The organism is Ralstonia mannitolilytica, from assembly GCF_905397375.1.
Taxonomy (GTDB): Bacteria; Pseudomonadota; Gammaproteobacteria; order Burkholderiales; family Burkholderiaceae; genus Ralstonia; species Ralstonia mannitolilytica.
On sequence record NZ_CAJPVG010000008.1, the window covers coordinates 1 to 26,358 of the forward strand.

The following is a 26,358-nucleotide window of genomic DNA, read 5'->3' on the forward strand; positions in this document are numbered from 1 at the left end:
CCGGCCGCGACCCCGCCCGCGCGCGAGCCGATAGCCGCGCCCAGGCCCGCCCCGACCGGGTCGGACCTCTCCGACACAGACTCGTCGGACTTCCTCGGGGCCCAGGCGTCGGGCAATACCGGGATGGTGAAGGACCTCGGCGCAGAGGATCCCGGCGCGGGGGCTGCGCCAGGCGGCGCCGGCTTCTCCCTGCCGCCATCGACGACGCTGCGCTACGCCACGTACGTCAACGGCGTACGCAACGAAGACGGGCTGATCCGGTGGACGACCGATGGCAAAACTTACACGCTCTCCGTCGAAATTCCGTTGCCGCTGTTCTTTGGCGCGCTCGCCTTCCGAAGCACCGGCGCAGCCGGCCCGTACGGTCTGGCCCCCATGCGCTATGAAGAGGTGCGCGGCCGCCGACAGCCGGACGTGACAACGTTCCATTACCCCGATCCCAACGCAGCCACCTCGGGCACGCAGAGCGCACCCACCGTCACTTTTACGCGCACGCCGGCCGTGCTGCCCCTCCCGGAGGGCACGCAGGATCGCTTCAGTGTCTTCCTGCAGCTGACCGGCCTGGCGCGCGGCAATCCGGAACGGATGGCGAGCCCCGGGCTCACGCTCGACATCCCCATCGCGGATACAGACAGCGTGGAGTTCGCCCGCGTGCAGCATGTGGGCGAAGACACTGTCGACACGCCAAACGGCACGATTCGTGCACAGCACTTCATACGACTGCCGCGCCGGGCCGACGACAAGCGGCGCGTCGAAATCTGGCTCGCGGCCGAGCGTGGCTGGCTGCCGGTGCGCCTGCGCCAGACCGAGCCCAACGGCATGCAGTTCGATCTGGTCTACCAATCGCAGGAAGGAGGATGACCGTGTCACCAACCGCCCGCTCCGACTGGGGTGCCGTGCGCGCCAACGGCATCGACATCCATTACCGCATCGACGGCACGGACGGCTCCTGGGTCGTGCTGGCGCACGCGCTCGGCGTGGACCACCGATTGTGGGACGACATCGCTGCGCGCCTGTGCGATCGCCATCGGGTGCTGCGCTACGACGCGCGCGGCCACGGCAAGACCAGCGCCCCGCACGGCGCCTACACCCTCTTCCAGATGGCCGACGACGTGGCCGGGCTGCTCGACGCGCTGTCGATTGCGCAGGTGCATTTCGTCGGCCTGTCGATGGGCGGCATGGTCGGCCAGATCCTCGGCGTGCGGCACCCGCAGCGGCTGCTCTCGCTCACGCTGTGCGACACCGTCTGCTACACGCCGGTCTCTGCGCACGCCATGTGGGACGAGCGCATCGGCCAGGTGGAAGCCCATGGCATGAGCGGCATTGTCGAGCCCACCATCCAGCGCTGGCTCACCACACCGTTTCGCGAGGCCCATCCGGACGCGGTCGAACGCATCCGGGCGCTGTTGCGCGCCACACCGCCGCACGGCTACGTGGGCGCCTGCCTGGCCATCAAGGCGCTCGACACGCGCGGCTCGCTAGAGCGCATTGCCTGCCCCACCCTGGTCATGACCGGCGACCAGGACACCGGCGCACCGGTCGAAGTCGCGCGCGAGATCGCCACGCACATCCCGAACGCGCGCTTGAAAGTGATGTCCCACGCGGCCCATCTTGCCCCCGTCGAACAGGAGGAGGCCTTCCTCACCGCTCTGGATGAGTTCCTCGGGCACGCGGGATGCGGGAGTCAATGCGACACGCCGTAAGTCCCGTTTGCCGTGTCGATCACTGCGGGCGCCCCCCACACCGGGCGCCGGCCACCCGCCATATGGACGACGGTGGCCTGCAGCGTTCGATGCAGGCGCGGAAAGATCTGGTTACGCGATCACGACGCACGTCACACATTTCGCCTCGCATTTGCGAACTTTGTGGCCGATCATGAAGCCCAAGGGACAGATGGGCGGCACGATCATGGGTGGGAGTGGATCGGCTCTTGAAGTCATGGCCACGGGCCCCATCTACCCGGTGCAGCAGTAGAGCAGTCCCCACAACAGCAAGACGATTGACGCCTCGGAGGTGCACCATGCAAATGATCTACAACAGTGACAACTACTGTGTTGTCGAATTCGGTGCCGATGGCCAGCACGCCATGCTTTCCGCAGGCGGCTACGAGATCGTGGACAAAAACCTCAAGCGTGAAATCTTCCTCGGCGGCGAGCTGGCCGAGCATTTCCGCGAGGACGTGAAAAAGCTCATCGCGAGCGAGCCGACGGTCGAGGAGGTCGACGACTTCCTGGGCAAGTTCGACACCGTGATGACGCAGCCGGTCACGATGCACTGAACCGCCGGTGCGGGCCGCCCGCCCGCGTGACGCCTTCCAGAAAAACGCCCGGAGCTTGGCGCTGCCGGGCGTTTTTTCATGCGTGCATCGACTATCGCAGCGATAGTTTCTCTCTAGCACTGCTCCCACGGCAGCCCGGCATGGCGCCAGCCATTGAGCGTGTTGCGATGGCGCGTGGCATCGAGGTCGCCTTCAAAGCCGTGGCGCACGACGTAGACGTCGCTGAACCCCGCCTCTTCCAGCGCACGCGCGGCGGCCGCTGAACGGTTGCCGCTGCGGCAGATCAACACGATCGGCCGGTCAAAGCCGTGGCCGGAAAGCTTGCGCACGGTGGGCACGAACTCGGGGTTCACCTCCCAGTGCGGCCCATCGTTCCACGACACATGGTGCGCGCCGGCCGGATGGCCCACGAACAGGTGCTCCATTTCACTGCGGCAGTCGATGAACAGCGCGGCGGGCGTGCGCTGCAGGAAGGCATGGGCGTCGGTGGGGTCAAGCAGTTGCATGGTGGCGATCAGGACGGGAAGACGGCGTGATGTCGATTATAGGAGCGCGATTGCCCACACCGCCGGCAAGTCATTGATGCGACTGGTAAAATCGGTCTTTGGCCGCAACTTTTCAACCATTGCCGGCCGACGCACCCCGGAGTCCCCCCATGTCCGCGTCCACCATTGCGCCCCTGCCCTATACCCGTGCCGCCACCCTGCCCGCGCTGCTGCGCGAGCGCATCCTGATCCTGGACGGCGCGATGGGGACCATGATCCAGCGCTACAAGCTGACCGAGGCGCAATACCGCGGCGAGCGCTTTGCCGACCACCCCATCGACGTGAAGGGCAACAACGAGCTGCTGCTGCTCACCCGCCCCGAGGTCATCCGCGAGATTCACGAGCAATACCTGGCCGCCGGCGCAGACCTGATCGAGACCAACACCTTCGGCGCCACCAGCATCGCGCAGGAAGACTACAAGATGGCGGATCTGGCCTACGAAATGAACGTCGTGGCCGCCCGCCTGGCGCGCGAGGCCTGCGACAAGTACAGCACGCCCGAGAAGCCGCGCTTTGTGGCCGGCGCGTTCGGCCCGACGCCCAAGACGGCCAGCATCTCGCCCGACGTGAACGACCCCGGCGCGCGCAACGTCAACTTCGACCAGCTGCGCGATGCGTATTACGAACAGGGCAAGGCGCTGCTCGAGGGCGGCGCCGACGTGTTCCTGGTCGAAACGATCTTCGACACGCTCAACGCCAAGGCGGCGCTGTTTGCCATCGATCAGCTGTTCGAGGACACCGGCGAGCGCGTGCCCGTGATGATCTCCGGCACGGTGACCGACGCCTCGGGCCGGATCCTGTCGGGCCAGACGGTGGAAGCGTTCTGGAACAGCCTGCGCCACGCCAAGCCGATCACCTTCGGCCTGAACTGCGCGCTGGGCGCGGCGCTGATGCGCCCGTACATCGCCGAGCTGGCGAAGATCTGCGACACGGCCGTCTCGTGCTACCCCAACGCGGGCCTGCCCAACCCGATGAGCGACACGGGCTTCGATGAAACGCCCGACGTCACATCGAGCCTGGTCGACGAGTTTGCCGCGGCCGGCCTGGTGAACCTGGTGGGCGGCTGCTGCGGCACCACGCCCGAACACATCAAGGCGATTGCCGAACGCGTCGCGAGCCGCAAGCCGCGCGCATGGCCGGGCCAGTACAAGGAAGCCGCCTGAGACCGCCATGACCGCGCGCATCGACAGCACCATCCCCGTGCTGGCCTCGCTGGACCTGCAGGAGTCTGCCCGCTTCTACACGGAGCGGCTCGGCTTTGCGCAAAGGCTGCTGGCGCCGGACTACCTGATCGTGCAGCGCGACGGCGCCGAACTCCATTTCTGGCTGTGCGACGACCGCCGCATCGCCGAGAACACCTCCTGCTACCTGCGCGTGCCGAACACGCAGGCGCTGTTTGAAGAATTCACCGCGCGCGGGCTTTCGCTCGCGCCGCCGGCGGTGCGGCCCTGGGGCATGAAAGAGCTCTACGTGATCGACCCGCACGGCAACCTGTTGAAGCTGGGCGAACACGCCCCCGCCTGACCGAACCCCGCACCATCATGACCGACCATCCCATGCGCCTCTCCGGCCTCGAACCGTTCAACATTGGCGAGGGTACGCTGTTCGTCAACGTCGGCGAGCGCACCAACGTCACCGGGTCCAAGGCGTTCGCGCGCATGATCCTCAACAGCCAGTTCGACGAGGCGCTGGCCGTGGCCCGCCAGCAGGTCGAAAACGGCGCACAGATCATCGACGTCAACATGGACGAGGCGATGCTCGACTCCAAGGCGGCGATGGTGCGTTTCCTGAACCTGATCGCCTCGGAGCCCGACATCGCGCGCGTGCCGATCATGATCGACTCGTCCAAGTGGGAGGTGATCGAGGCGGGCCTGAAGTGCGTGCAGGGCAAGGCGATCGTCAACTCGATCTCGCTCAAGGAAGGCGAAGACGCCTTTGCGCACCACGCCAAGCTCATCAAGCGTTACGGCGCCGCCGCGGTCGTCATGGCCTTCGATGAGCAGGGCCAGGCCGACACGTTCCAGCGCAAGACCGAGATCTGCAAGCGCAGCTACGACTTCCTCGTGAACGTGGTCGGCTTCCCGCCGGAAGACATCATCTTCGACCCGAACATCTTTGCGGTCGCCACCGGCATCGAAGAGCACAACAACTACGCGGTGGACTTCATCGAGGCCACACGCTGGATCAAGCAGAACCTGCCGCACGCGAAGGTCAGCGGCGGCGTATCGAACGTGTCGTTCTCATTCCGCGGCAACGACGTGGTGCGCGAGGCCATCCACACCGTGTTCCTGTACCACGCGATTCAGGCGGGCATGGACATGGGCATCGTCAACGCGGGCCAGCTCGGCGTGTACGAGAATCTCGACCCCGAGCTGCGCGAGCGCGTGGAAGACGTGGTGCTCAACCGCCGGCCTGACGCGACCGACCGCCTGCTCGAGATTGCCGACCGCTACAAGGGCGGCGGCACGAAGCGCGAAGAGAACCTCGCATGGCGCCTGGAGCCGGTCGAGAAGCGCCTTGCCCACGCGCTCGTGCACGGCATCACCGACTACGTGGTCGAAGACACCGAGGAAGTGCGCCAGAAGATTGCCGCCGAGGGCGGCCGCCCGATCCAGGTGATCGAGGGCCCGCTGATGGACGGCATGAACATCGTGGGCGACCTCTTCGGCGCCGGCAAGATGTTCCTGCCGCAGGTGGTGAAATCCGCCCGCGTGATGAAGCAGGCCGTGGCCCACCTCATCCCGTTCATCGAGGAAGAGAAGCGCCAGATCGCCGCCGCCGGCGGCGACGTGCGCTCGCGCGGCAAGATCGTCATCGCCACGGTCAAGGGCGACGTGCATGACATCGGCAAGAACATCGTCACCGTCGTGCTCCAGTGCAACAACTTCGAGGTCGTGAACATGGGCGTGATGGTCCCGTGCAATGAGATCCTCGCGAAGGCGAAGGTGGAAGGCGCGGACATCATCGGCCTGTCGGGCCTGATCACGCCGTCGCTGGAAGAGATGGCCTACGTGGCCTCGGAAATGCAGCGCGACGAGTATTTCCGCGTGAGGAAGATTCCGCTGCTGATCGGCGGTGCAACGACGAGCCGCGTGCACACCGCCGTGAAGATCGCTCCGAACTACGAAGGCCCGGTGGTTTATGTGCCGGACGCCTCGCGCTCGGTGAGCGTGGCGTCGAGCCTGTTGTCGGATGACGGCGCCGCGCGCTATCTCGAAGAACTGCGGGCCGATTACGACCGCATCCGCACGCAGCACGCCAACAAGAAGGCCACGCCGATGGTGTCGCTGGCCGCCGCGCGCGCCAACAAGACGAAGATCGACTGGAGCCACTACACGCCGCCCAAGCCCAAGTTCATCGGCCGCCGCGTGTTCCGCAACTACGACCTCAACGAGCTCGCCCAGTACATCGACTGGGGCCCGTTCTTCCAGACGTGGGACCTGGCCGGCAAATTCCCCGACATCCTCAACGACGAGATCGTCGGCGAATCGGCCCGCAAGGTGTTTTCCGATGGCAAGAGCATGCTCGCGCGCCTGATCGCCGGGCGCTGGCTCACGGCCAACGGCGTGATCGCGCTGCTGCCCGCGAACACCGTCAACGACGACGACATCGAGATCTACACCGACGAATCGCGCTCGGAAGTCGCGCTGACCTGGCGCAACCTCCGCCAGCAGAGCGAGCGCCCGATCATCGACGGCGTGATGCGCCCGAACCGCTGCCTGGCCGATTTCATCGCACCCAAGGACACCGGCATCGCCGACTATATCGGCCTGTTTGCCGTCACGGGCGGCATCGGGGTGCAAAAGCGTGAAGCCGCTTTTGAAGCCGACAACGACGACTACAGCGCGATCATGCTCAAGGCCCTGGCCGACCGCTTTGCCGAAGCCTTTGCCGAATGCCTGCACGCGCGCGTGCGCCGCGACCTGTGGGGCTACGCGCCGGACGAAGCGCTCGACAACGACGCGCTCATCCGCGAGGAATACAAGGGCATCCGCCCGGCGCCGGGCTATCCGGCCTGCCCCGAGCACACCGTCAAGCGCGACATGTTCCGTGTGCTCGACGCGCAGGAGATCGGCATGGGCCTGACCGACGCACTGGCCATGACGCCGGCCGCATCGGTGTCGGGCTTCTACCTGTCGCACCCGGAGAGCACGTACTTCACGATCGGGAAGATCGGGCAGGACCAAGTGGACGATATGGCGGCGCGCAGCGGCGAAGACCGCGCCTTTGTCGAACGCGCCCTGGCCCCGAATCTCTGAATCTGTGACAAGACGTTTAAGACATGGTGTGCGCCGCACCGTGTCTTACGCCTGCAAACCCTTGCCGGCGTTGGCGTTGATGGTGCTTCAAGAGGGGTGATGCTTTCATTACAAAGGCTTACACCCCCTAACAGTCGTAACCGGAAGGGCTCCTTACACTGAACCCATTCACTCGACGCACAGAGTGATGCCGCGACGAATCCCTCGCGTGGCCGTTCAGAATCAAAGGAGCCTCTCCATGAACAAGCTGCTGATCTCCCTGTCCGCCATCGCCATCGCTGCTGCCTCCGCTTACGCCAACGCGCAAACCCCGTCGGTGGGCGCAGGTGCGCAAGCCAACGGCACGGCCGCCGTCGCTCCGGCCCAGGCCAACGTCGGCACGGGCCTGAAGGCCGACGCAGGCGCCAAGCTGGACACCGAATCGGCCAAGACCCAGCTGAACAGCAAGGCCGAGCACGGCGCCAAGGCCGCCCACGAACACAAGGCCAAGTCGGAAGCCGCGCTGGACAAGACGACCGACAAGGTCGGCAAGTCGGTGAACAGGACCGAGAAGTCGGCAGCCAAGACGGCCAAGGACGCCAAGGCTGATCTCGCCGGCAACACCAACGTCGACGCCAGCGTGAACGGCGGTGCCGCCGCGCAAACCAAGTAACAGCGGTCGGCGGGGCGTCGGGTGCCCCACGGCGCACCCAGAGCCACAACGGGGCGGATTTCTCCGCCCCGTTTTCTTTGGCTCCGCGGCCTCGGGCACGTTGATTGCTCCCCTATGGGGCACATCGCATGTTGCGATTCATGCACATCCAGAGGCCTTTTATGGAAACGCAGACCACACCCCTCCAGCCCGTCGGCATGGGGGAGTCCGGTTTCACGCCACAGTCCGATACAATTGCTGTCGTATCGAACCAACAAGTGCGGCGTGAGCACGCGGGCAGTCCGCCGGCCGCGCCGTCCATAAGGAGCAGCATGATTCGCGTCCTGATTGCGGACGATCACGAAATCGTCCGTGCCGGCCTTCGGCAGTTCCTGTCCGAAGAGCGGGACATCGAAGTCGCGGGGGAAGCGGCCAGCGGGGAAGAGGTGATGGAGCAACTCCGCACCGGCGCCTTCGACGTCGTGGTGCTGGATATCTCCATGCCCGACCGCAACGGCATCGATACGCTCAAGCTGGTGCGCCAGCGCCATCCGGATCTTCCGGTGCTGATCCTCTCGACTTTTCCGGAAGATCAGTACGCGATCAACCTGATCCGCGCTGGTGCATCGGGCTACCTGACCAAGGAAAGCGCGCCGGACGAGCTCGTCAAGGCCATCCGCACGGTCTCGCAGGGGCGGCGCTATGTCAGCCCGACGGTGGCCGAACTGCTCATCGGCGGCCTGGAAAAACCGACCGACCAGCCGTTGCACCAGACGCTGTCCAAGCGCGAATTCCAGATCTTCTGCAAGCTCGCGCGGGGGCAGTCGGTGTCCGTCATCGCCGAAGAGCTGTTCCTCAGCGTCAAGACGGTCAGCACCTACCGCACGCGGATTCTCGAAAAGATGGGCATGAAATCAAATGCCGATCTGACCTACTACGCGATCAAGAACGGCCTGGTCGAGTGACACCGGGCGCGGCGTCCGAACCGCCCGCCACCCCGCAAAGCTTGCTGGCATGTAGGACAACGCCTGATACCACCCGGTGCGCCCGCTGGCTACCATCAACGCATGCTGGATCAAGCCGTCACCCTCTCCACCCGTGGCCTGCGCGTCCTTCTGATCGAGGATTCCCCCGTGCTTCGCGGCATGGTGCTCGAATACCTCAAGGCCTCCGCCTTCGTAGCGACGGTCGAGTGGGCAGACACGGAAGATTTGGCGCTGCGCCTGCTCGCGCAGGGTCACTACGATGTCGTCATCGTCGACCTGCAGCTGCGGCAGGGCAACGGATTCAAAGTCCTGCAGACGCTGCGCGACCAGGCCTCGCCGAGCGTGCGCATCGTCTACACCAACCACGCCCAGGTCCCGACCTACCGGCAGCGCTGCCTCGAAGCGGGCGCCAATTACTTCTTCGACAAATCGCTCGAGCTCGACAAGGTGTTCGAGGTCATCGAAGAACGCGCGGGTGTGGCGCGGCCACGCCACCAGCCTGCACAGCACTCCCCTCACGCGTAGGGGGTGCGCCTGCGGACCTGTTGGCGCGCATCGCCCAGTCGCCCAGGCCCATGCCGCTTTCCACGGTTTCTCACCCCAAGGAGCGTTCGATGAAGACCCTGTGTGCCGCACTTGCGCTGACGTGCGTTTTCCTGGCCGGCTGCAACACCATGGCGGGCGCCGGCAAGGACATCCAGACTGGCGGTCAGAAGCTGGAGAATGCCGCCGACAACACCAAGCAGAAGATGTAGCCGCCTGCGCCGCGCAACACGACAAAAGCCCCACGACGGGGCTTTTTCATTCGGCGGCCGGGCCGCATCATGCCGGCGCCGCGCCGCCGGGCAAGGCCTGTAGACCGCTGGCGTCCGGGTGGACAAGAACGGCATCGTTGGAGGGCAGCTCAACGATGATCGTGACGCCGCCACCGGGCATCGAATCGATCGTGAGCGTACCGCCCAGCGCGATGGCGCGCTGCTCCATCCCGAGCAGGCCGTGATGGCCGACCATGCGCCTGCGCTCGATGTCGGCAGGAAAACCGCGGCCGTTGTCGCGCACGCGCAGGCGCACGCCATCCTCGCTGGCATCGAGCGCCACCGACACGGTGGTCGCATGCGCATACTTGGACGCGTTCGTGAGCGATTCCTGCACGATGCGATACAGCGCAATGGCTGCGTCGTCGGTCAGCTGCGGCATCTCGTCGGGGAGGCTAACCTCGGTATGCCAGCCGTTGCGCGTGCCGACGTCCTGGGTGAGCTGGGTCAACGCTTCGGCCAGGCCCAGGTTCAGCAGGATGGTCGGGCGCAGATCTTCGATCAGGCGGCGCTTGATCTGAATGCCCTGATCCACATGCGCCATCACGCGCGTAATTTTTTCGCTCACTGCCGGCTCGCTGGCGTGGATGCGTGAACGCAGCCAGTGGAGGTCCATCTTGGTCGCGGTGAGGATCGCCCCCAGTTCGTCGTGCAGCTCGCGCGCCAGGCGCGTCTTCTCGTCTTCGGTCACGCGCTGCAGGTGCGCGGCCAGATCGGACAACTGGCGCGTGCGCTCGCGCACCATGCGGTCGAGCTTCTGACTTTCTTCCTCGGCCTTGTCGCGCTCCTGCTCGGTGGCGGCGAGGCGCTTGGCGTGCTGCATGCCAAGCACGACCAGCAGGATGATGTTGACCGCGGTGATGAGCGCAATGCCATAGCGCGAAAGCGCCAGGTCGCGCTCGGCATGTTCGAGGCTGCGGGCCACCGTGGCGATCTCGCGCTGGCGCAGGCGGTCCAGCCCCTGGCGCACGGCTTCCATCGACGCCTTGCCGAAGTCGGTGCGCACGAGGTCGAGCGCCACCTCCAGATCGCGCTTGCCGTAGATCAGCGTGAGCTCCATTTCAGTGAGCTTGCGGCTGACCTGCAGCGCCGTCTCTGAAAACAGCTTGAGCGCGTCGGGGTCGTTGGCGTAGTGGTCGCGGATCTCGGCCATCAGCGCATGGATGTGCGGGATGGCCTTGTTGTACGGGTCGAGGTATTCGTCCTTGCCCGTAAGGAGGAAGCCGCGCTGCCCGGCTTCGGCGTTGACCAGCTCGGCCAGCAGTTCGTTGATGGCGGTTTCCGCCTGCTGCGACTGAATCACCTGCCGGTAGCCCTGGCTGAGGCGGACGTTGCCCGTCTCCGAGGCAATGAGCACCCCGAGCGTGAGCAGAATGCCGCCGGCAAGCAGCAGGGTGGAGCGCAAGGATGACCGCATGTCTGCAGACCCGTGTGGAACGCGTCAGGCCGCCCGACGCGGCGCGCGTTGCATATGTGTTTTTGGTAGGGGGCATGATACTCCGTGGGCACCCCGCACGGCACTTGGGGCACACCCGGCCCAGGCACGCGGCGTGCGTGGGACTACACCGCAGCACAGGCTCGCTGCACCACCTCGCGCAGCGGCCTGTATTTCAACCTGATCCGGAGGCAACGACATGCTGAAATGGGCTCTGATCTTCGCCATCATTTCCGTGGTGGCCGGCGTGCTGGGCTTTACCGGCATCGCCGCAGGCGCGGCGAGTATCGCCAAGGTCCTGTTCTTCATTTTCGTGGTGCTGTTCGTGCTGTTCCTCATCCTGGGCCTGACCGTCTTCAAGGCCGTGGATTAGCGTGGCGTCGGGTCCATGTCTTGCTAGCCAGTGTGGCAGACGCCCTGTCTTTCTTCACGAAAGCGAACGCCCAATGACCCCCGCGCCGCGGTGCCTGCCTCCCGCGGCGCCATGACCGAGGAATCCCGCCATGTCTCTTTTTGCCAGCCAACGCGTACGCAGCCGAGTCGATGCCGTCAACGAACGTGCACACCGGGCCCTGAGCAGCGCCGGCGACGCCATCGACGACGCCCGCCATGCCGCCAACCCCGCCGTGCAGGACGTGCAAAAACTGCTGCGCTCCCTTGAAGACGCCATCCAGACACTGACCGACGAAGGCGGCACGGAGGCCAGGAGGGCGCGCAACGCCATCCAGGCGCGCGCCGAGCAGTTGCGCCGCGCGGCCAACGATCGCGCCCATCAGGCGCGCGAAACCATGGACTGGGCCCTGGACCGCACTGAAGACACCATCGCCTCGGCGCCGTTCCGGTCGGTGGGGGTCGCCGTGGCGGTCGGCGCCGTGATCGGCCTGGCCCTGGCGCTCGCCAGCGGCGGCCGGCGCGGTGCCGACGAATAAGCCGGCAAACCGGACGCAAGACGCCCTTTTCCGAGACCCTGCAGGAGTATCCGCATGACCCAAACCAACGCTGCAGACAGCCCGTTTCTCATCGATATCAAGGCGCTGCGCGAACGTGCCCGCAAGCACATCCAGGACGGCGCCGTGACCGGCGACTACAAGGCCGACCGTGAGACGGTGCTCCGGCTGCTCAATGAAGCGCTGGCGACGGAGCTGATCTGCGTGCTGCGCTACCGGCGCCACCACTTCATGGCCAAGGGCATCAACGCCGAGCCCATCGCCGAAGAATTCATGGTGCACGCCACCGAAGAGCAGCAACACGCCGACAAGATCGCCGCACGCATCGTGCAGCTGGGCGGCGAGCCGAACTTCAACCCGGAAGGCCTGTCCACGCGCAGCCATTCGGAATACGTGGAAGCCGATGGCCTGGTCGACATGATCAAGGAGAATCTGGTGGCCGAGCGGATCGCCATCGACAGCTACCTCGAGATGATCCGCTACATCGGCGACCGCGACCCGACCACGCGGCGCGTGCTGGAAGAGATCCTGGCCGTGGAGGAAGAGCATGCCGACGAACTCGCCGACATGCTGCCCCAGGCCGGCACGCAGACGCAGTAAGACGAGATACCGGCGCAACGCGTCAGCCCCCTCCCCGCTCCCGGCCCGCGTGGCCGGATGCCCGGACCACCTTCGGCGGTGGCCGGGCATTTTTTTGAGCGTCTGACGACCGCTCGCTGCGCAACGTCAGCCGCCCGGTCCGCGCTCAGACGCCCCAGAGCACGTTCGCGCCTTCCTTCTGCGATTCCTCCAGCATGTGCAGCAGCGGATAGGCGCGCTGGCCGAGGTGCGGCGGCTCTTCCTCGCCGTCGCCCTCTTCATTGGCGGCCAGCTCGGCCACCTGGATGTGCGCGTGGTGCGTGTCGTCCTTGATGGCGCGCTTGAGGCGTTCGATGGCGTGCGGCATCTCTTCGGGCGTGATGACGCCGCGCTCACCCAGCGTCTTGCCGATCACGCCCAGCAGCACCATGGCGAGATCCTTCTGCATGGAGAACTTTTGCGAAGCGTGCGAGGTAAAGGTGATCATGATTTCGTGGTTCCCTTGGTTGGGTCATGGGTGCCGCAGATTGCCACGGCGGGAGGCAGGTGCCCCTCGGATACCTCTGAGACCGCGGCTCACCTGATAAAATTTCGTACTTTTCCCCGAACAACGCAACTGGCCGCGCCAGAACGGGATTTCAACCCGTTTCAGCACTGCCGGCGTCATGGTTTTCCTATGCTGCCCTCCCATAAACAGACGATCGCCCAACTGCTGTCCGACGCCGTCGGCTCCCTGCTGCCCGAAGGCCAAGCCCGACCGGAGATCGTCCTGGAGCGCCCCAAGCAGGCGGCGCATGGCGACATCGCCTGCAACGTCGCGCTGCAACTGGCCAAGCCGCTGGGCAAGAACCCGCGCGAACTGGCCAGCGGCATTGCCGACGCCATCCGCGCCGATGCGCGCGGCCAGCGTCTCGTTTCGGCCGTGGAAATCGCCGGCCCCGGCTTCATCAACCTGCGCCTGTCACCCGCCGCGCGTGCCGACGTGATTGCCGCCGTCTTTGCCGAAGGCGACCGCTACGGCGCCGCCAACACGCATGACGGCGCGCCGGTGCTGGTGGAGTTCGTCTCTGCCAATCCGACCGGTCCGCTGCACGTGGGCCACGGGCGCCAGGCCGCGCTGGGCGATGCGCTCGCCAGCCTGCTCGACTGGCAGGGCCACAAGGTCCACCGCGAGTTCTACTACAACGACGCGGGCGTGCAGATCCACAACCTGGCCGTCTCGGTGCAGGCCCGCGCGCGCGGCTTCAAGCCGGGCGACGCCAACTGGCCCGAAGCCGCTTACAACGGCGATTACATCGCCGACATCGCCGCCGATTACCTCGCTGGCAAGACCGTGCGCGCCTCCGACGGCGAACCGGTGACCGGCGCCGGCGACGTCGAAGACCTCGAAGCCATCCGCCGCTTTGCCGTCACGTACCTGCGCAACGAGCAGGACATCGACCTGCAGGCCTTCGGCGTGAAGTTCGACCGGTACTACCTGGAGTCGTCGCTCTATACCGAGGGCAAGGTGCAGCAGACCGTCGACGCGCTGATCGCCGCCGGCAAGACGTACGAGCAGGAAGGCGCGCTGTGGCTGCGCACCACCGACGACGGCGACGACAAGGACCGCGTCATGCGCAAGTCCGACGGCGCCTACACCTACTTCGTGCCGGACGTGGCGTACCACACCACCAAGTGGGCGCGCGGCTTCAAGCAGGTCATCAACGTGCAGGGCAGCGACCACCACGGCACCATCGCCCGCGTGCGCGCCGGCCTGCAGGGCCTGAACATCGGCATCCCGAAGGGCTACCCCGACTACGTCCTGCACAAGATGGTCACGGTGATGAAGGACGGCGCCGAGGTGAAGATCTCCAAGCGCGCCGGCTCGTACGTGACCGTGCGCGACCTGATCGAATGGTCCAACGGCGATGCGGAATCCGAAGCCGGCGTGGATACCATCCGCGCCTGCGTGGAAGCCGGCGATCCGAACTGGCCGGCCCGCTTCACGCGCGGGCGCGACGCCGTGCGATTCTTCCTGCTGTCGCGCAAGGCCGATACCGAATTCGTCTTCGATGTCGACCTCGCGCTCAAGCAGAGCGACGAGAACCCGGTGTACTACGTCCAGTACGCCCACGCGCGCATCTGCTCGGTGTTCGAGCGTGCCGGCATGGACCCCGCTTCGCTCAACGGCGCCGACCTGACCCCGGTGACCGGCCCCGACGCCAGCCCGCAGGCCATCGCCCTGGTGCAGCGCCTGGCAGCCTTCCCCGACATGCTGGCCGACGCCGCCCGCGAACTGGCCCCGCACGCCGTGGCCTTCTACCTGCGGGATCTGGCGGGCGACTTCCACGCGTTCTACAACGCCGACCGCGTGCTGGTGGACGACGAGGCCATCAAGCGCGCCCGCCTGGCGCTGCTCGCCGCCACGCGCCAGGTGCTGCGCAACGGCCTGGCGGTCATCGGCGTCTCGGCTCCACAGAAGATGTAAGCGAACGCATCGCGCCGCGCACTTGTCCAGGCGCACGGCAGCGCGCAACACGGCGCTCTTATAATCGGGTCCATTCAGAAGGATCGACATGGCACGCAATACGCAATCTTCCCGTGGCCGCTCGCAGTGGGGCGGCACGTTTCTGGGTCTGGTGCTGGGACTGATCGTCGGTTTGGCGATCGCCGTGGTGGTGGCGGTCTACATCACCAAGGCGCCGGTCCCGTTCGTTGCGCGCAATGGGGCGCAGCCCAAGCCGAGCGAACCGGGCAATGTGGTGGCCCCGCTGCCGGCGCCGGCCCAAACCGCTCCGCAAGCCAGCGGTACGCAGCCGGCCGATCCGAACGCACCGCTGTGGAGCCGCGTGCCGGCCAAACCTGTCGACCAGGCCCCGGAGGCGAACAACCCGCCGCCGGGCATCACCATCCGCCCGGCCCAGCCACAGCCCGGTACGGCCACGCAACCGGCCAGCACGCCGGCCGCCAAGCCGCCCAAGACGGCCACACCGCCTGAAAAGCCGGTGGCCGACCCGATTGCCGAAATCGCCCGCCAGGATGCCGCCAAGACCGGCTACTTCCTGCAGGTCGGCGCTTACAAGTCGGCCGAGGATGCCGAGCGCCAGAAGGGCAACCTGGCCATGCAGGGCTTTGAAGCCAAGGTGACACAGCGTGAAGTGAACGGCACCACCATGTATCGCGTGCGCCTGGGCCCGTTCAACTCGCTGGACGAGATGACCGCCGTGCGCGGCCGTCTGCAGTCCTCGGGCGTGGAATCGTCGGTCATCCGCTTCGCCCGCCAGTGACAGGAAATCGCGCAGCCTCCTGAACCCGCAGGGCTGCCGCAAGTCAGAAGCCTGAGGTTCCGGTTTCCGGTCGTCCTACGCTCTACTTCCATCCACCATGAATAAAATCGCTGCTTTCCTGATTGCGCTGGCCACCGGCGCCGGCCTGTTGATGACTGCCCCGGCGCAAGCCGAGCCCGTGGCCGGCAAGGACTATCAAGTGCTCCAGCCTGCACAGCCGGTGCCGGCAGGCAAGATCGAGGTGACCGAGTTCTTCGGCTACTGGTGCCCGCACTGCAACCACTTTGAAAACACGTGGGAAGCCTGGAGCGCCAAGCAAGGCAAGGACGTGGTCATCAAGCACGTACCCGTCGCATTCAACAACGACGCGCGCCTCGTCCCGTACTCGCGCATCTATTACGCGCTCGAGGCGATGGGCAAGCTGCAGGCCAAGAGCAGCAAGGGCATGTCAATGCACGCGCGCGTGTTTGACGCCATCCACGGCGCGGACCGCCTCAACATCCGCGGCACCAAGGACGAGCAGGACAAGACCGTCGGCGACTTTGCGGCCAAGGAAGGCCTCGACCGCAAGGCCTTCATGGATGCCTACAACTCCTTCAGCGTGAGCTCCAATGTGTCGCGCGCCAACCAGTTGACCGAGCAATACCGCATCCAGGGCGTGCCGACCGTCGTGGTGCAGGGCAAGTACGTGGTGTCGCCCGACGAAGCCGGCGGCTACGTGAAGACCGTGCAAACGCTCGACTATCTCGTCCAGCAGATCCGGGCCGGCAAGATGTAATGGCGCACCGCGCCCGGCATGCCGCGGCGCTACCGCTTGGCCGACGCCCGCCGCTGTGCGGGCGTTTTTTGTACGCCAGCCGCTTTTCCACCAGGACATCGACATGAGCCAGACCGTTTTCATCACCGGCGCGTCCAGCGGCATCGGGCAGGCGCTGGCACGCCAGTACGCCGCCCAGGGCGCCACGCTTGGCCTCGTGGCCCGGCGCATCGACGCGCTCCAGGATTTCGTGCACACGCTACCGGCGAACATTCAAAGCCACTGCCATTGCTATGCCGCCGACGTGCGCAGCGCCGAATCGATGCGCGACGCGGCGCAAGCCTTCATCGCAACGGCCGGCGTGCCTGATGTGGTGATCGCCAACGCCGGCATCTCGGTCGGCACCGACCTGCGCGAGGCCGGCGACCTGAACGCCTTTGCGGCCGTCATGGACACCAACTGGATGGGCGTGCTGAACACGTTCCAGCCATTCGTCCAACCCATGCTTGCGCGCGCAAGGCCCGGGCGGTCCGGTGGCACGCTGGTGGGCGTTGCCAGCGTAGCCGGCGTACGCGGCCTGCCGGGCGCGGCCGCGTACAGCGCTTCCAAGTCGGCCGTCATCAAACTGATGGAGAGCCTGCGCGTGGAGTTCGGCCGGCGCGGCCTCCGGGTCGTGACGATCGCGCCCGGCTACATCCGAACGCCGATGACGGAACACAATCCGTATCCGATGCCGTTCCTGATGCCCGCAGACCGCTTTGCGCAGAAGGCGGTGCATGCGATCCATCGCGGCGTGCGTTTCACCGTGCTGCCATGGCAGATGGGCATCGTCGCCCGGCTGCTGCACGTCCTCCCGAACTGGCTCTACGACGTGGCCTTTGCGCGCGCCCCGCGCAAGCCTCGCAAACCCGAGATTTCCTGATGATGTTTACCGACGCGCTAGGGGTTGCGCATGTACCGGTCGACACCACGCCGCGCATCGCGAGCCTGGTGCCCTCGATCACCGACCTGCTGTTCTCGCTCGGCCTCGGCGACCAACTCGTCGCCCGCACCGGCTTCTGCATCCACCCGCGCGAAGCCGTGCGCAACGTGCCCAAGGTGGGCGGCACCAAGACCGTCAAGCTGGACCGCCTCCGCGAGCTGGCACCCACGCACGTCATCGTCAACATCGACGAAAACACGCGCCCGACCGTCGACAAGCTGCGCGAGTTCATCCCGGACATCATCGTCACGCATCCGTGTGCGCCGGAGGACAACCTCGCGCTGTACCAGCTGCTGGGTGGCATCTTCCACCGCGAGGCGCAGGCGCAGAAGCTCTCCGACGCGCTCGTGCAGGAGCTCGACGCCCTGCGCGGCCGTCATTTCCTGCCGCGCCGCGTGCTGTACGCCATCTGGCAGGACCCATGGATGACGGTGTCGCGCGACACCTACATCTCGCGCATGCTCAAGCTGGTCAATTTCCACACGTGGCCGGAAGATGTCGCGCCCGTGCAATGCGGCATCGAGAAGAGCGGCGATTGCGCCCGCCCGAACCGGCCCGACACGCGCTATCCGACCTTCCGCTGGAGCAGCGACGTCGTGCGCAACATCGACTGCGTGCTGCTCTCCACCGAGCCTTACAGCTTTACCGAAGAGCATGTCGACGCGCTGGAAAAGCAGATCGGCAAGCCGGTCTATCTCGTCGATGGCGAGATGGTGTCGTGGTACGGCAGCAAGGCCATCGAAGGCGCGCGATACCTGGGCGAGTTCGCGAAGGCGCTGCGCTGAAAAAAACCCGCCGGTTGGCGGGTTTCTTGTCGGCCGACGCGACGCCCTATCGCACGAACCCGTAGTCGTACTCCACCTTGGCAATGCGCAGGTGATACGACGCGTACCATTGCTCGCGCCCTAGTTTCTGCGCAGCCAGGTGGTCGCTCTGGTTCTTCCACTCACGAATCGCCTCGAGCGACGACCAGTACGACACCGTGATGCCGGGCCGCCCCTGCGCGGTCGCCGCTTCGTCGCGTACGGACTCGATGCCGAGGAAGCCGGGCATGTTGCGCGCCAGCTCCACCATGCGGTCGGCCATCGCGCCGTAGCCGTTGTCGCCGTCGGTGCGCGTGGAAGCGAAGATCACCGCGTAGTACGGCGCCGTGGGGGTCTGCGCGGGAAACGGCAATGCGACGGCGCTGTCGTCGAGAACGTCGTGCTGCTCAGCCATGGGAGCTCCGGATGTTGGGTCAGCTTGCTGCGTGGAACCGAACGATACCGTCGGCGCCGGTTTCGCGCACCAGTTCGCCTTGATGCCACAGCGCATGCAGGTGGGCAAGCGCCTCGCCCATCGCGAAGGTCATCTGGTGCACGTCGAACTGGCGCTTGAAGATGACGTTGACGATGTCGCGCGCGGATTGCGGCGCGCGGCGGCAGGCCGCCAGCGTGTCGGCCAGGCGATCGGCATGGTGATCGCGCAGTTGGCGGATGCGCGTGTGCAGCCCGCGGAACGGCCGCCCGTGCGACGGCAGGATCAGCACATCGTCGGGCAGCGGCTCGTATTTGCCGAGCGAATCGAGATACAGCGTCAGCGGATCGGCCTCGGGCTCGAGGTCGAACACGCTCACGTTGGTGGAGATGCGCGGCAGGACCATGTCGCCGGAGATGAGCACGTTGGCGTCTTGGCTATAGAGCGCGACGTGCTCGGGCGCATGGCCGAAGCCGGTGATGACGCGCCAGCCGTGCGCGCCGATGGTGACGACGTCGCCGTCCATCAGGCGGCGGTACTGGCCGGGCACGCCGGGCACCAGGGTGCTGTAGTAATCCTTGCGATTGCGGATGCGTTCGATCGCGTCGGCGTCGGTCAGGCCGTGGCGCTCGAAGTGGCGCGCGGCAAATTCGCCGCCGGCATTCGACGCGCCGGTGCCGCCGACGAGCATGCGCGCGAAGGCGTAATCGCCCAGGCTCATCCACAGGCGCACGTTCCAGCGTTTGTGGTCGCCGCCCTCGCATAGCCAGGTCGACAGGCCGATGTGGTCAGGATGGCAGTGGGTGGCCAGCACGCGCAACACCGGCAGGCCATCGAGGTGGTTCGCGAAGATCGTTTCCCAGTAGCCGCGGATGGCTTCGTGGTTGATGCCGCAATCGACGATCGTCCAGCCGTCTTGCCCGTCCTGGTGATCGCGCAGCAGCCACAGGTTGATGTGATCCAGCGCGAACGGCAGTGGCATGCGCAGCCAGTAGATGCCAGGCGCGACCTCAAAGCGCGTGCCGCCTTCGGGCAGCGTGTCGCCAAACGGGTAGTCGAGTTGGTGTTCGAGCGCGTTCATGGGTGGGTGGCCTCGGTCGCCGCCTTGGGTCGGGCGGTCTGTCGTGATTGCGGTTTGGCGCCATTGACGCTAACGTTAACGTCAATTCGCCGTCGGTCCTCCATCTTAAGCGAAAACTTAAGCGGCTTGCCCGGCGCACGCCCCATCACACCGCCCTCTGCTGTATGTCCGCCTCCACTCCGTCTGCCGCCGCCGAGCTTGGCGCCGATCTCGAATCGGTCGATGCCAGCGACGCTGCCGACACCCGCTACACCATCACGGACCTCGCCCGCGAATTCGACATCACGCCACGCGCCATCCGCTTCTACGAGGACCAGGGCCTGCTGGCGCCGGACCGCCAGGGCCCGGGCGGACGCCGCCGGGTGTATTCGGCGCGCGAGCGCACGCGCCTGAAGCTCACCTTGCGCGGCAAGCGGCTCGGCCTGTCGCTGGGCGAGATCAAGGAAATCCTCGACCTGTACGAATCACCGCGCGATACGGTGCCGCAGCTGGAGCGCTTTCTGGCGTCGCTCGCGCAGCATCGCGCCGTGCTCACGCAGCAGCTGGAAGACCTCAACGCCCAGTTGGCCGAGATCGACCAGCACGAGCGCCAATGCCGCCGCCTGCTGGAGGGCGCCCAGGCCGGCCATGCCAGGCCGCCCAGGCGACGCAAGGCCGCGTGATCCGGTATCTTACGTATTTGACGTTTACGTAAACGTCAATACAATACGCAGCATCCTGCAACACCCTCCCGGCAGGGTGCGCCCGTCACAAGCGGCGCGGACCTCACAACGCCAGATCACCACCCAGAGACACGCGCGGCCTGATTCCATGCACGCGCCCAAGGAGACGACCATGATTGAACTGCCCGGCCTGAAATTCGACTTGGGCGAAGACATCGAGATGCTGCGTTCGGCCGTGCGCGACTGGGCGCAGGCCGAGCTGGCGCCGCGTGCGGAGGAAATCGACCGCACCGACCAGTTTCCGATGGACGCGTGGCGCAAGATGGGTGAGCTGGGTGTCCTCGGCATCACGGTGGCCGAGGAATACGGCGGCGCGAACATGGGCTATCTCGCGCACATGATCGCCATGGAAGAAATCAGCCGGGCGTCGGCATCGGTGGGCCTGTCGTATGGCGCGCACTCGAACCTGTGCGTGAACCAGATTCACCGCAACGGCACCCCGGCGCAGAAGGCCAGGTACTTGCCCAAGCTGGTTTCAGGCGAGTGGATCGGCGCCCTGGCGATGAGCGAGCCGAATGCCGGCTCCGACGTCGTGAGCATGAAGCTGCGCGCGGAGCGCAAAGGCGACCGCTACGTGCTCAACGGCACCAAGATGTGGATCACCAACGGCCCCGACTGCGACGTGCTCGTCGTCTACGCCAAGACGGAACCCGAACTGGGTGCGCGCGGCATGACGGCGTTCATCGTCGAGAAGGGCATGAAGGGTTTCTCGGTGGCGCAGAAGCTCGACAAGCTCGGCATGCGCGGCTCGCACACGGGCGAACTCGTCTTCGACAACGTCGAAGTGCCGGCCGAAAACATCCTCGGCCAGGAAAACGGCGGCACCAAGGTGCTGATGAGCGGCTTGGATTATGAGCGCGCGGTGCTTTCCGGCGGCCCGATCGGGATCATGCAGGCCTGCATGGACGTGGTCACGCCGTACATCCACGACCGCAAGCAGTTCGGCCAGAGCATCGGCGAATTCCAGCTCATCCAGGGCAAGATGGCCGACATGTACACCACGCTGCAGGCGTGCCGTGCGTACCTGTACACGGTCGGCAAGAACCTCGATTCGCTGGGCCGCGACCACGTGCGACAGGTGCGCAAGGACTGCGCCGGCGTGATCCTCTACACCGCCGAGAAGGCCACCTGGATGGCCGGCGAAGCGATCCAGATCCTGGGCGGCAACGGCTACATCAACGAGTTCCCGACCGGCCGCCTGTGGCGCGACGCGAAACTTTACGAGATCGGCGCCGGCACGTCGGAAATCCGCCGCATGCTGATCGGCCGCGAGCTGTACGCAGAGACGATGTGAGCGGCGAGCCCGGGCTGGGATGACGGGAGGGCACAAGAGGCCCTATGCAAAACGGATAAGGAGCGAATGCAGGACAGCGAAGCCCATACAATCTAGGTTGTTGCAGCTCGCGACACCTTGCTTCGGCTCCCCCCACCCGCTCGCGCACGCCATGTCCCATTTCCCCAAGCTCCTCTCGTCGCAGATCGCCTTTGACGTCGCGCGCACGATGCTCGACGGCTTCGACAAGCACTACCGCTTGTTCCGGGAGGTGTGCGTGCAGGCCAAGGCGGCCTTCGAACGCGGGGACTGGGCACAGATGCAGCAGCTCCAGCGCGACCGCATCGCGTATTACGACGAGCGCGTGCGTGAAGCGTCCGTCATCCTGGAAGACGAATACGACGCCGAGAACATCGACGACGAAATCTGGCGCCAGATCAAGCTGCACTACATCGGCCTGCTGACCAACCATCACCAGCCGGAACTGGCCGAGACCTTCTTCAACTCGGTGTGCACGCGCATCCTGCACCGTTCGTACTTCAACAACGATTTCATCTTCGTGCGGCCGGCCATCTCGACCGAGTACATCGAGAACGAGGAATCGCCCACCAAGCCGACCTATCGCGCCTACTACCCCGGCTCGCGCGAGGGCCTGGGGGACTGCTTCGAGCGCATCGTGCACAACTTCCAGCTCGAGGCGCCTTTCGAAGACCTGCGCCGCGACATCGGCTACCTGATCCGCGCGGTGGAAGAGCATTTCGGCGACTACCGCATCGCGCCGAATTTCCAGATCCATGTGCTGTCGTCGCTGTTCTTCCGCAACACGGCGGCGTACATCATCGGACGCGTGATCAACGGCGACAAGACGTATCCGCTGGCGGTGCCCATCATGCGCAATGCCGACGGCTCGCTGCGCCTGGACACCGTGCTGCTGCGGCCCGAGCAGCTGATGATCCTGTTCTCGTTCACGCACTCGTATTTCATGGTGGACATGGAAATCCCGTCCGCCTACGTGACCTTCCTGCGTGACCTGATGCCGCGCAAGCCGCGCGCAGAGATCTATACCTCGCTCGGCCTGCAGAAGCAGGGCAAGAACCTGTTCTATCGCGACTTCCTGCACCACCTGCAGCACTCGTCGGACAAGTTCATCATCGCGCCCGGCATCAAGGGCCTCGTGATGCTGGTGTTCACGCTGCCGTCGTACCCGTACGTCTTCAAGGTCATCAAGGACTACTTCCCGCCGCCCAAGGAGACCACGCGCGAGCTGATCAAGAGCAAGTACCAGCTCGTCAAGCGGCACGACCGCGTGGGGCGCATGGCTGATACGCTGGAGTATTCGGACGTGGCGTTCCCGCTCTCGCGCTTTGACGATGCGCTGATCAAGGAGCTGGAAAAGCACGCGCCGTCGATGGTGGAGTACCAGCGCGCCGCCGATGGCAGCGAAGAGATCGTCATCCGCCACGTCTACATCGAGCGCCGCATGACGCCGCTGAACATCTGGCTGCAGGAAGGCACGGATGCGCAGGTCGAGCACGGCATCATCGAATACGGCAACGCCATCAAGGAGCTGATCGCCGCGAACATCTTCCCCGGCGACATGCTGTACAAGAACTTTGGTGTGACGCGCCACGGCCGCGTGGTCTTCTACGACTACGACGAGATCGAATACCTGACGGACTGCAACATCCGCCGCGTGCCGCAGCCGCGCAACGAAGAGGAGGAGATGTCGGGCGAGGTCTGGTACAGCGTCGGCCCGCACGACATCTTTCCGGAGACGTACCGCACGTTCCTGCTCGGCGACCCGCGCGTGCGCGAGGCGTTCCTCAAGCACCACGCAGATTTCTTCGACCCCGCCATGTGGCAGGCATACAAGGACCGCCTGCTGTCCGGCCAGACACACGACTTCTATGCGTATGACGCGAGCGAACGCTTCGTCAACCGCTACGGCGCCAAGGCACCGGACGGCGACGCGCAGGACAGCAGCACGCTGCAACGCGCCGCCTGACTCTCTCAACAAGACAACAAACCATGCCACATCGCATCAAGGAACTGTTCGAAAACAACCGCAAGTGGGTCGAGCGGGTCAACGCCGAAGACCCGGCGTTCTTCTCCAACCTGGCCAACCAGCAGAACCCCGAATACCTGTGGATCGGCTGCTCGGATTCGCGCGTACCGGCCAACCAGATCATCGGCCTGCCGCCGGGGGAGGTGTTCGTCCACCGCAACATCGCCAACGTGGTGGTGCACTCGGACCTGAACTGCCTGTCGGTGCTCCAGTTTGCGGTGGAGGTGCTGAAGATCCGGCACATCACCGTGGTGGGCCACTACGGCTGTTCAGGCGTGAAGGCCGCGCTGACGAAGCAACGCTTCGGCCTGGCGGACAACTGGATTCGTCACGTGCGGGATGTGGCCGAACAGCATGAAACGTATCTGGGCACGGTGGTGCGCGAGCAGGACCAGCATGACCGCCTGTGCGAGTTGAACGTGATCCATCAGGTCAACAACGTGTGCCTCACGACGATCGTGCAGGACGCGTGGGAGCGCGGGCAGCCGCTGACTGTGCATGGGTGGATTTACGGCGTGAAGGATGGGCTGCTGCGCAATCTGGGGATGGCGGCGAGTTCGAATGAGGAACTGCATGCGCAGCTTGCTGATGCTTGGAAGAACTATGGGAAGGAAGGGAGTGTGCCTAGTCCGGTGCGGTTTTGAGCTTTTGCTTTTTTGAGGAATGGATTTGATGTTGGTGGTTCATCCTCCTTTCGTACCCTGCCGGGCACGACCTACTTTTCTTTGTCTTGCCAAAGAAAAGTAAGCAAAAGAAAGGCGCGCCCGAGATGGCGAAAGACTCCTTGAATTTATGTCGCAGGGAAGGGAAGGGAAAAACTCGCTTCGCTCAGACAGTTTCCCTTCCTTTTTCCTCCCTGCAACAGAAATTCAAGGCGCCATCTAGGGCAACAAAGTCAACGGCCAAACCATCGACCACGACTGCAGCAGGAACCAGCAGCACAACGCGAAGCAAAGCGAGCAACACAGCAACAAACAAGAGCCACCTAGGACAGCACACAGATTGTGTGGCCGTACCCTGCCCTAGATGGCGCCTTGAATTTGTGTAAGCGGGCGGAAAAAAGAACGGGAACTGTCTGAGCGAAGCGAGTTTTCCCGTTCTCCGCCCGGTTACACAAATTCAAGGAAGGGGTCGCCATCTCGGGCGCGCCTTTCTTTGCTTACTTTCTTTGGCAAGACAAAGAAAGTGAGTCGGCCCCGGCAGGGGACGAAACGGAGATGGACCAACAAGGCCCACCCAACACGCAAGAGACACACAACCCCTGCACCAAAAGTGCAGAACATGTCCCAAGCACAGTTCCAGGAGATTGCAGCAATGTCCGACCGCATCGTCATCGCCTCAGCAGCCCGTACCCCGATGGGCGCCTTCCAGGGCGAACTCGCCAGCCTCACTGCCCCGCAACTCGGCGCCGCTGCCATTCGCGCGGCGGTCGAACGTGCGGGCCTGAAACCGGAACAGATCGAAGAAGTCATCATGGGCTGCGTGCTGCCTGCGGGCCAGGGGCAGGCACCGGCACGCCAGGCCGCACTGGGCGCGGGCCTGCCGCTGTCGGTCGGCTGCACCACGGTCAACAAGATGTGCGGTTCGGGCATGCGCGCGGCCATGAACGCGTATGACGCGCTGCTCGCGGGCTCGGTCGATGTGGTGGTCGCGGGCGGCATGGAAAGCATGACGAATGCGCCGTACCTGATCCCGAAAGGCCGTGGCGGTTATCGCATCGGCCACGGCATGATCTACGACCACATGATGCTCGACGGCCTGGAAGACGCCTACGAAAAGGGCCGCGCCATGGGCACCTTCGGTGAGGACTGCGCCGAGAAGTACGGCTTCACGCGCGAAGCCCAGGACCACTTCGCGATGACGTCCGTGCGCCGCGCGCAGGAGGCCACCGAATCCGGCGCATTCCGCTGGGAGATCACGCCCGTCACCGTTTCGGGCAAAGCCGGCGACACCGTCATCGACACCGATGAAGGCCCGCGCCGCATCAAGGTCGACAAGATCCCCTCGCTCAAGCCCGCGTTCAAGAAGGACGGCACGGTGACGGCCGCATCGTCTTCGTCGATCAACGATGGCGCAGCGGCGCTGGTGATGATGCGCGAGTCGACTGCCAAGCAGCTCGGCATCACACCGCTGGCGGTGATGCTCGGCCACACCACGCACGCGCAAGAACCCGGCTGGTTCACCACGGCGCCGGTCACGGCCATCGACAAGCTGTTCAAGAAGCTCGACTGGAACTCGGGCAACGTCGACCTGTTCGAGATCAACGAGGCGTTTGCCGTGGTGCCGATGGCCGCGATGCACGACCTGCGCATCCCGCACGAGAAGGTGAACGTGAACGGCGGCGCGTGCGCGCTGGGCCATCCGATCGGTGCCTCGGGCGCACGTGTGATCGCGACGCTGCTGGGCGCCCTGCGACACCGCGGCGGCAAGCGCGGCGTGGCCAGCCTGTGCATTGGCGGCGGCGAGGCCACGGCTGTCGGCATCGAACTCTACTAAGGCGC

The 26,358-nt window shown here is 65.3% G+C and carries 28 protein-coding genes; 23 read left to right on the top strand and 5 right to left on the bottom strand.

Going from position 1 to position 26,358, the window contains the following annotated elements:
- The 3 genes from KHN96_RS15275 to KHN96_RS15285 all read left to right on the top strand — a co-directional run.
- A partial coding sequence (locus KHN96_RS15275; protein WP_211888723.1) for a DUF3108 domain-containing protein occupies positions 1–861 on the top strand: 861 nt, incomplete at its 5' end.
- The gene (pcaD, locus tag KHN96_RS15280; RefSeq protein ID WP_062738676.1) at positions 858–1,703 is read left to right on the top strand and encodes a 3-oxoadipate enol-lactonase; all 846 of its coding nucleotides are present in this window, start codon (positions 858–860) and stop codon (positions 1,701–1,703) included. The genes KHN96_RS15275 and pcaD, both read left to right, overlap by 4 nt.
- A gap of 317 nt (positions 1,704–2,020) precedes the next feature.
- Positions 2,021–2,278, top strand: a complete 258-nt coding sequence (locus KHN96_RS15285) for a BTH_I0359 family protein (RefSeq protein WP_045785635.1) — start codon at positions 2,021–2,023, stop codon at positions 2,276–2,278.
- Positions 2,279–2,391: 113 nt separating this feature from the next.
- Here the strand turns inward: KHN96_RS15285 and KHN96_RS15290 are convergent, their stop codons facing one another.
- A complete protein-coding gene (locus KHN96_RS15290) occupies positions 2,392–2,784 on the bottom strand; it encodes a rhodanese-like domain-containing protein (protein WP_045785634.1) in 393 nt (130 codons plus the stop codon).
- A gap of 149 nt (positions 2,785–2,933) precedes the next feature.
- Between KHN96_RS15290 and KHN96_RS15295 the strand changes: the two genes are divergently transcribed.
- The 7 genes from KHN96_RS15295 to KHN96_RS15325 all read left to right on the top strand — a co-directional run bounded on the left by KHN96_RS15295 (position 2,934) and on the right by KHN96_RS15325 (position 9,454).
- A complete protein-coding gene (locus KHN96_RS15295) occupies positions 2,934–3,986 on the top strand; it encodes a homocysteine S-methyltransferase family protein (protein ID WP_045785633.1) in 1,053 nt (350 codons plus the stop codon).
- Positions 3,987–3,993: 7 nt separating this feature from the next.
- Positions 3,994–4,347 carry a bleomycin resistance protein gene (locus KHN96_RS15300; protein ID WP_062738677.1) on the top strand — a complete coding sequence of 118 codons (354 nt, stop codon included), beginning with the start codon at positions 3,994–3,996 and terminating at the stop codon, positions 4,345–4,347.
- Complete coding sequence (gene metH / locus KHN96_RS15305; protein ID WP_258558485.1) at positions 4,344–7,082, top strand: methionine synthase; 2,739 nt, start codon at positions 4,344–4,346, stop codon at positions 7,080–7,082. Before KHN96_RS15300 ends, metH begins: the two co-directional genes overlap by 4 nt.
- Positions 7,083–7,320: 238 nt before the next feature.
- Complete coding sequence (locus KHN96_RS15310) at positions 7,321–7,734, top strand: hypothetical protein (RefSeq protein ID WP_062738678.1); 414 nt, start codon at positions 7,321–7,323, stop codon at positions 7,732–7,734.
- A 311-nt stretch (positions 7,735–8,045) separates the two neighbouring features.
- Positions 8,046–8,678: a response regulator gene (locus KHN96_RS15315; protein WP_045785630.1), complete on the top strand. Its 633-nt coding sequence runs from the start codon at positions 8,046–8,048 to the stop codon at positions 8,676–8,678.
- Between the two features lie 102 nt (positions 8,679–8,780).
- On the top strand, positions 8,781–9,224 hold the full coding sequence (locus KHN96_RS15320) for a response regulator (protein ID WP_045785629.1): 444 nt from the start codon (positions 8,781–8,783) through the stop codon (positions 9,222–9,224).
- A gap of 89 nt (positions 9,225–9,313) precedes the next feature.
- Positions 9,314–9,454, top strand: a complete 141-nt coding sequence (locus KHN96_RS15325) for an entericidin A/B family lipoprotein (protein WP_045785628.1) — start codon at positions 9,314–9,316, stop codon at positions 9,452–9,454.
- A gap of 67 nt (positions 9,455–9,521) precedes the next feature.
- Here KHN96_RS15325 and KHN96_RS15330 read toward each other — a convergent pair whose 3' ends face one another.
- Entirely contained in the window at positions 9,522–10,931 is a 1,410-nt protein-coding gene (locus KHN96_RS15330; RefSeq protein WP_045785627.1) for a sensor histidine kinase, read from the bottom strand.
- Between the two features lie 217 nt (positions 10,932–11,148).
- On the opposite strand from KHN96_RS15330, the gene KHN96_RS15335 reads away from it, so the two are divergent.
- The 3 genes from KHN96_RS15335 (at position 11,149) to KHN96_RS15345 (ending at position 12,496) form a co-directional block, all read left to right on the top strand.
- Positions 11,149–11,322, top strand: coding sequence for a DUF1328 domain-containing protein (locus tag KHN96_RS15335; protein ID WP_045785626.1), 174 nt, complete (start codon positions 11,149–11,151; stop codon positions 11,320–11,322).
- 130 nt (positions 11,323–11,452) lie between these two features.
- Positions 11,453–11,878 (top strand): DUF883 family protein, encoded by a 426-nt coding sequence (locus KHN96_RS15340; RefSeq protein ID WP_062738679.1) that lies wholly within the window; start codon positions 11,453–11,455, stop codon positions 11,876–11,878.
- 54 nt (positions 11,879–11,932) lie between these two features.
- Positions 11,933–12,496 (top strand): ferritin-like domain-containing protein, encoded by a 564-nt coding sequence (locus KHN96_RS15345; RefSeq protein ID WP_045785624.1) that lies wholly within the window; start codon positions 11,933–11,935, stop codon positions 12,494–12,496.
- A gap of 145 nt (positions 12,497–12,641) precedes the next feature.
- Here the strand turns inward: KHN96_RS15345 and KHN96_RS15350 are convergent, their stop codons facing one another.
- Complete coding sequence (locus KHN96_RS15350; protein WP_062738680.1) at positions 12,642–12,962, bottom strand: DUF1840 domain-containing protein; 321 nt, start codon at positions 12,960–12,962, stop codon at positions 12,642–12,644.
- A 189-nt stretch (positions 12,963–13,151) separates the two neighbouring features.
- Here KHN96_RS15350 and argS point away from each other — a divergent pair, with 189 nt between their 5' ends.
- From argS to KHN96_RS15375, 5 genes are all read left to right on the top strand, one after another.
- A complete protein-coding gene (gene argS / locus KHN96_RS15355) occupies positions 13,152–14,942 on the top strand; it encodes an arginine--tRNA ligase (protein WP_062738681.1) in 1,791 nt (596 codons plus the stop codon).
- 88 nt (positions 14,943–15,030) lie between these two features.
- Positions 15,031–15,741, top strand: a complete 711-nt coding sequence (locus KHN96_RS15360) for an SPOR domain-containing protein (RefSeq protein WP_045785621.1) — start codon at positions 15,031–15,033, stop codon at positions 15,739–15,741.
- A gap of 97 nt (positions 15,742–15,838) precedes the next feature.
- Entirely contained in the window at positions 15,839–16,519 is a 681-nt protein-coding gene (locus tag KHN96_RS15365) for a thiol:disulfide interchange protein DsbA/DsbL (RefSeq protein WP_045785620.1), read from the top strand.
- Positions 16,520–16,622: 103 nt separating this feature from the next.
- Positions 16,623–17,420, top strand: a complete 798-nt coding sequence (locus KHN96_RS15370; protein WP_045785619.1) for an SDR family oxidoreductase — start codon at positions 16,623–16,625, stop codon at positions 17,418–17,420.
- Entirely contained in the window at positions 17,420–18,265 is an 846-nt protein-coding gene (locus tag KHN96_RS15375; protein ID WP_045785618.1) for a helical backbone metal receptor, read from the top strand. Before KHN96_RS15370 ends, KHN96_RS15375 begins: the two co-directional genes overlap by 1 nt.
- 46 nt (positions 18,266–18,311) lie before the next feature.
- Here the strand turns inward: KHN96_RS15375 and KHN96_RS15380 are convergent, their stop codons facing one another.
- Both KHN96_RS15380 and KHN96_RS15385 read right to left on the bottom strand, forming a co-directional pair.
- Positions 18,312–18,698, bottom strand: a complete 387-nt coding sequence (locus tag KHN96_RS15380) for an antibiotic biosynthesis monooxygenase family protein (protein ID WP_062738682.1) — start codon at positions 18,696–18,698, stop codon at positions 18,312–18,314.
- 19 nt (positions 18,699–18,717) lie between these two features.
- Entirely contained in the window at positions 18,718–19,797 is a 1,080-nt protein-coding gene (locus KHN96_RS15385) for an MBL fold metallo-hydrolase (RefSeq protein WP_062738683.1), read from the bottom strand.
- 164 nt (positions 19,798–19,961) lie between these two features.
- Between KHN96_RS15385 and KHN96_RS15390 the strand changes: the two genes are divergently transcribed.
- From KHN96_RS15390 to KHN96_RS15410, 5 genes are all read left to right on the top strand, one after another.
- Complete coding sequence (locus KHN96_RS15390; RefSeq protein WP_062738684.1) at positions 19,962–20,459, top strand: MerR family transcriptional regulator; 498 nt, start codon at positions 19,962–19,964, stop codon at positions 20,457–20,459.
- A 172-nt stretch (positions 20,460–20,631) separates the two neighbouring features.
- Positions 20,632–21,813: an isovaleryl-CoA dehydrogenase gene (locus KHN96_RS15395; protein ID WP_045785614.1), complete on the top strand. Its 1,182-nt coding sequence runs from the start codon at positions 20,632–20,634 to the stop codon at positions 21,811–21,813.
- 151 nt (positions 21,814–21,964) lie between these two features.
- The gene (aceK, locus tag KHN96_RS15400) at positions 21,965–23,797 is read left to right on the top strand and encodes a bifunctional isocitrate dehydrogenase kinase/phosphatase (RefSeq protein WP_062738685.1); all 1,833 of its coding nucleotides are present in this window, start codon (positions 21,965–21,967) and stop codon (positions 23,795–23,797) included.
- 23 nt (positions 23,798–23,820) lie between these two features.
- Positions 23,821–24,501, top strand: coding sequence for a carbonate dehydratase (gene can, locus KHN96_RS15405; protein ID WP_062738686.1), 681 nt, complete (start codon positions 23,821–23,823; stop codon positions 24,499–24,501).
- Positions 24,502–25,171: 670 nt separating this feature from the next.
- On the top strand, positions 25,172–26,353 hold the full coding sequence (locus KHN96_RS15410) for an acetyl-CoA C-acetyltransferase (RefSeq protein WP_045785611.1): 1,182 nt from the start codon (positions 25,172–25,174) through the stop codon (positions 26,351–26,353).
- Positions 26,354–26,358: the final 5 nt, after the last annotated feature.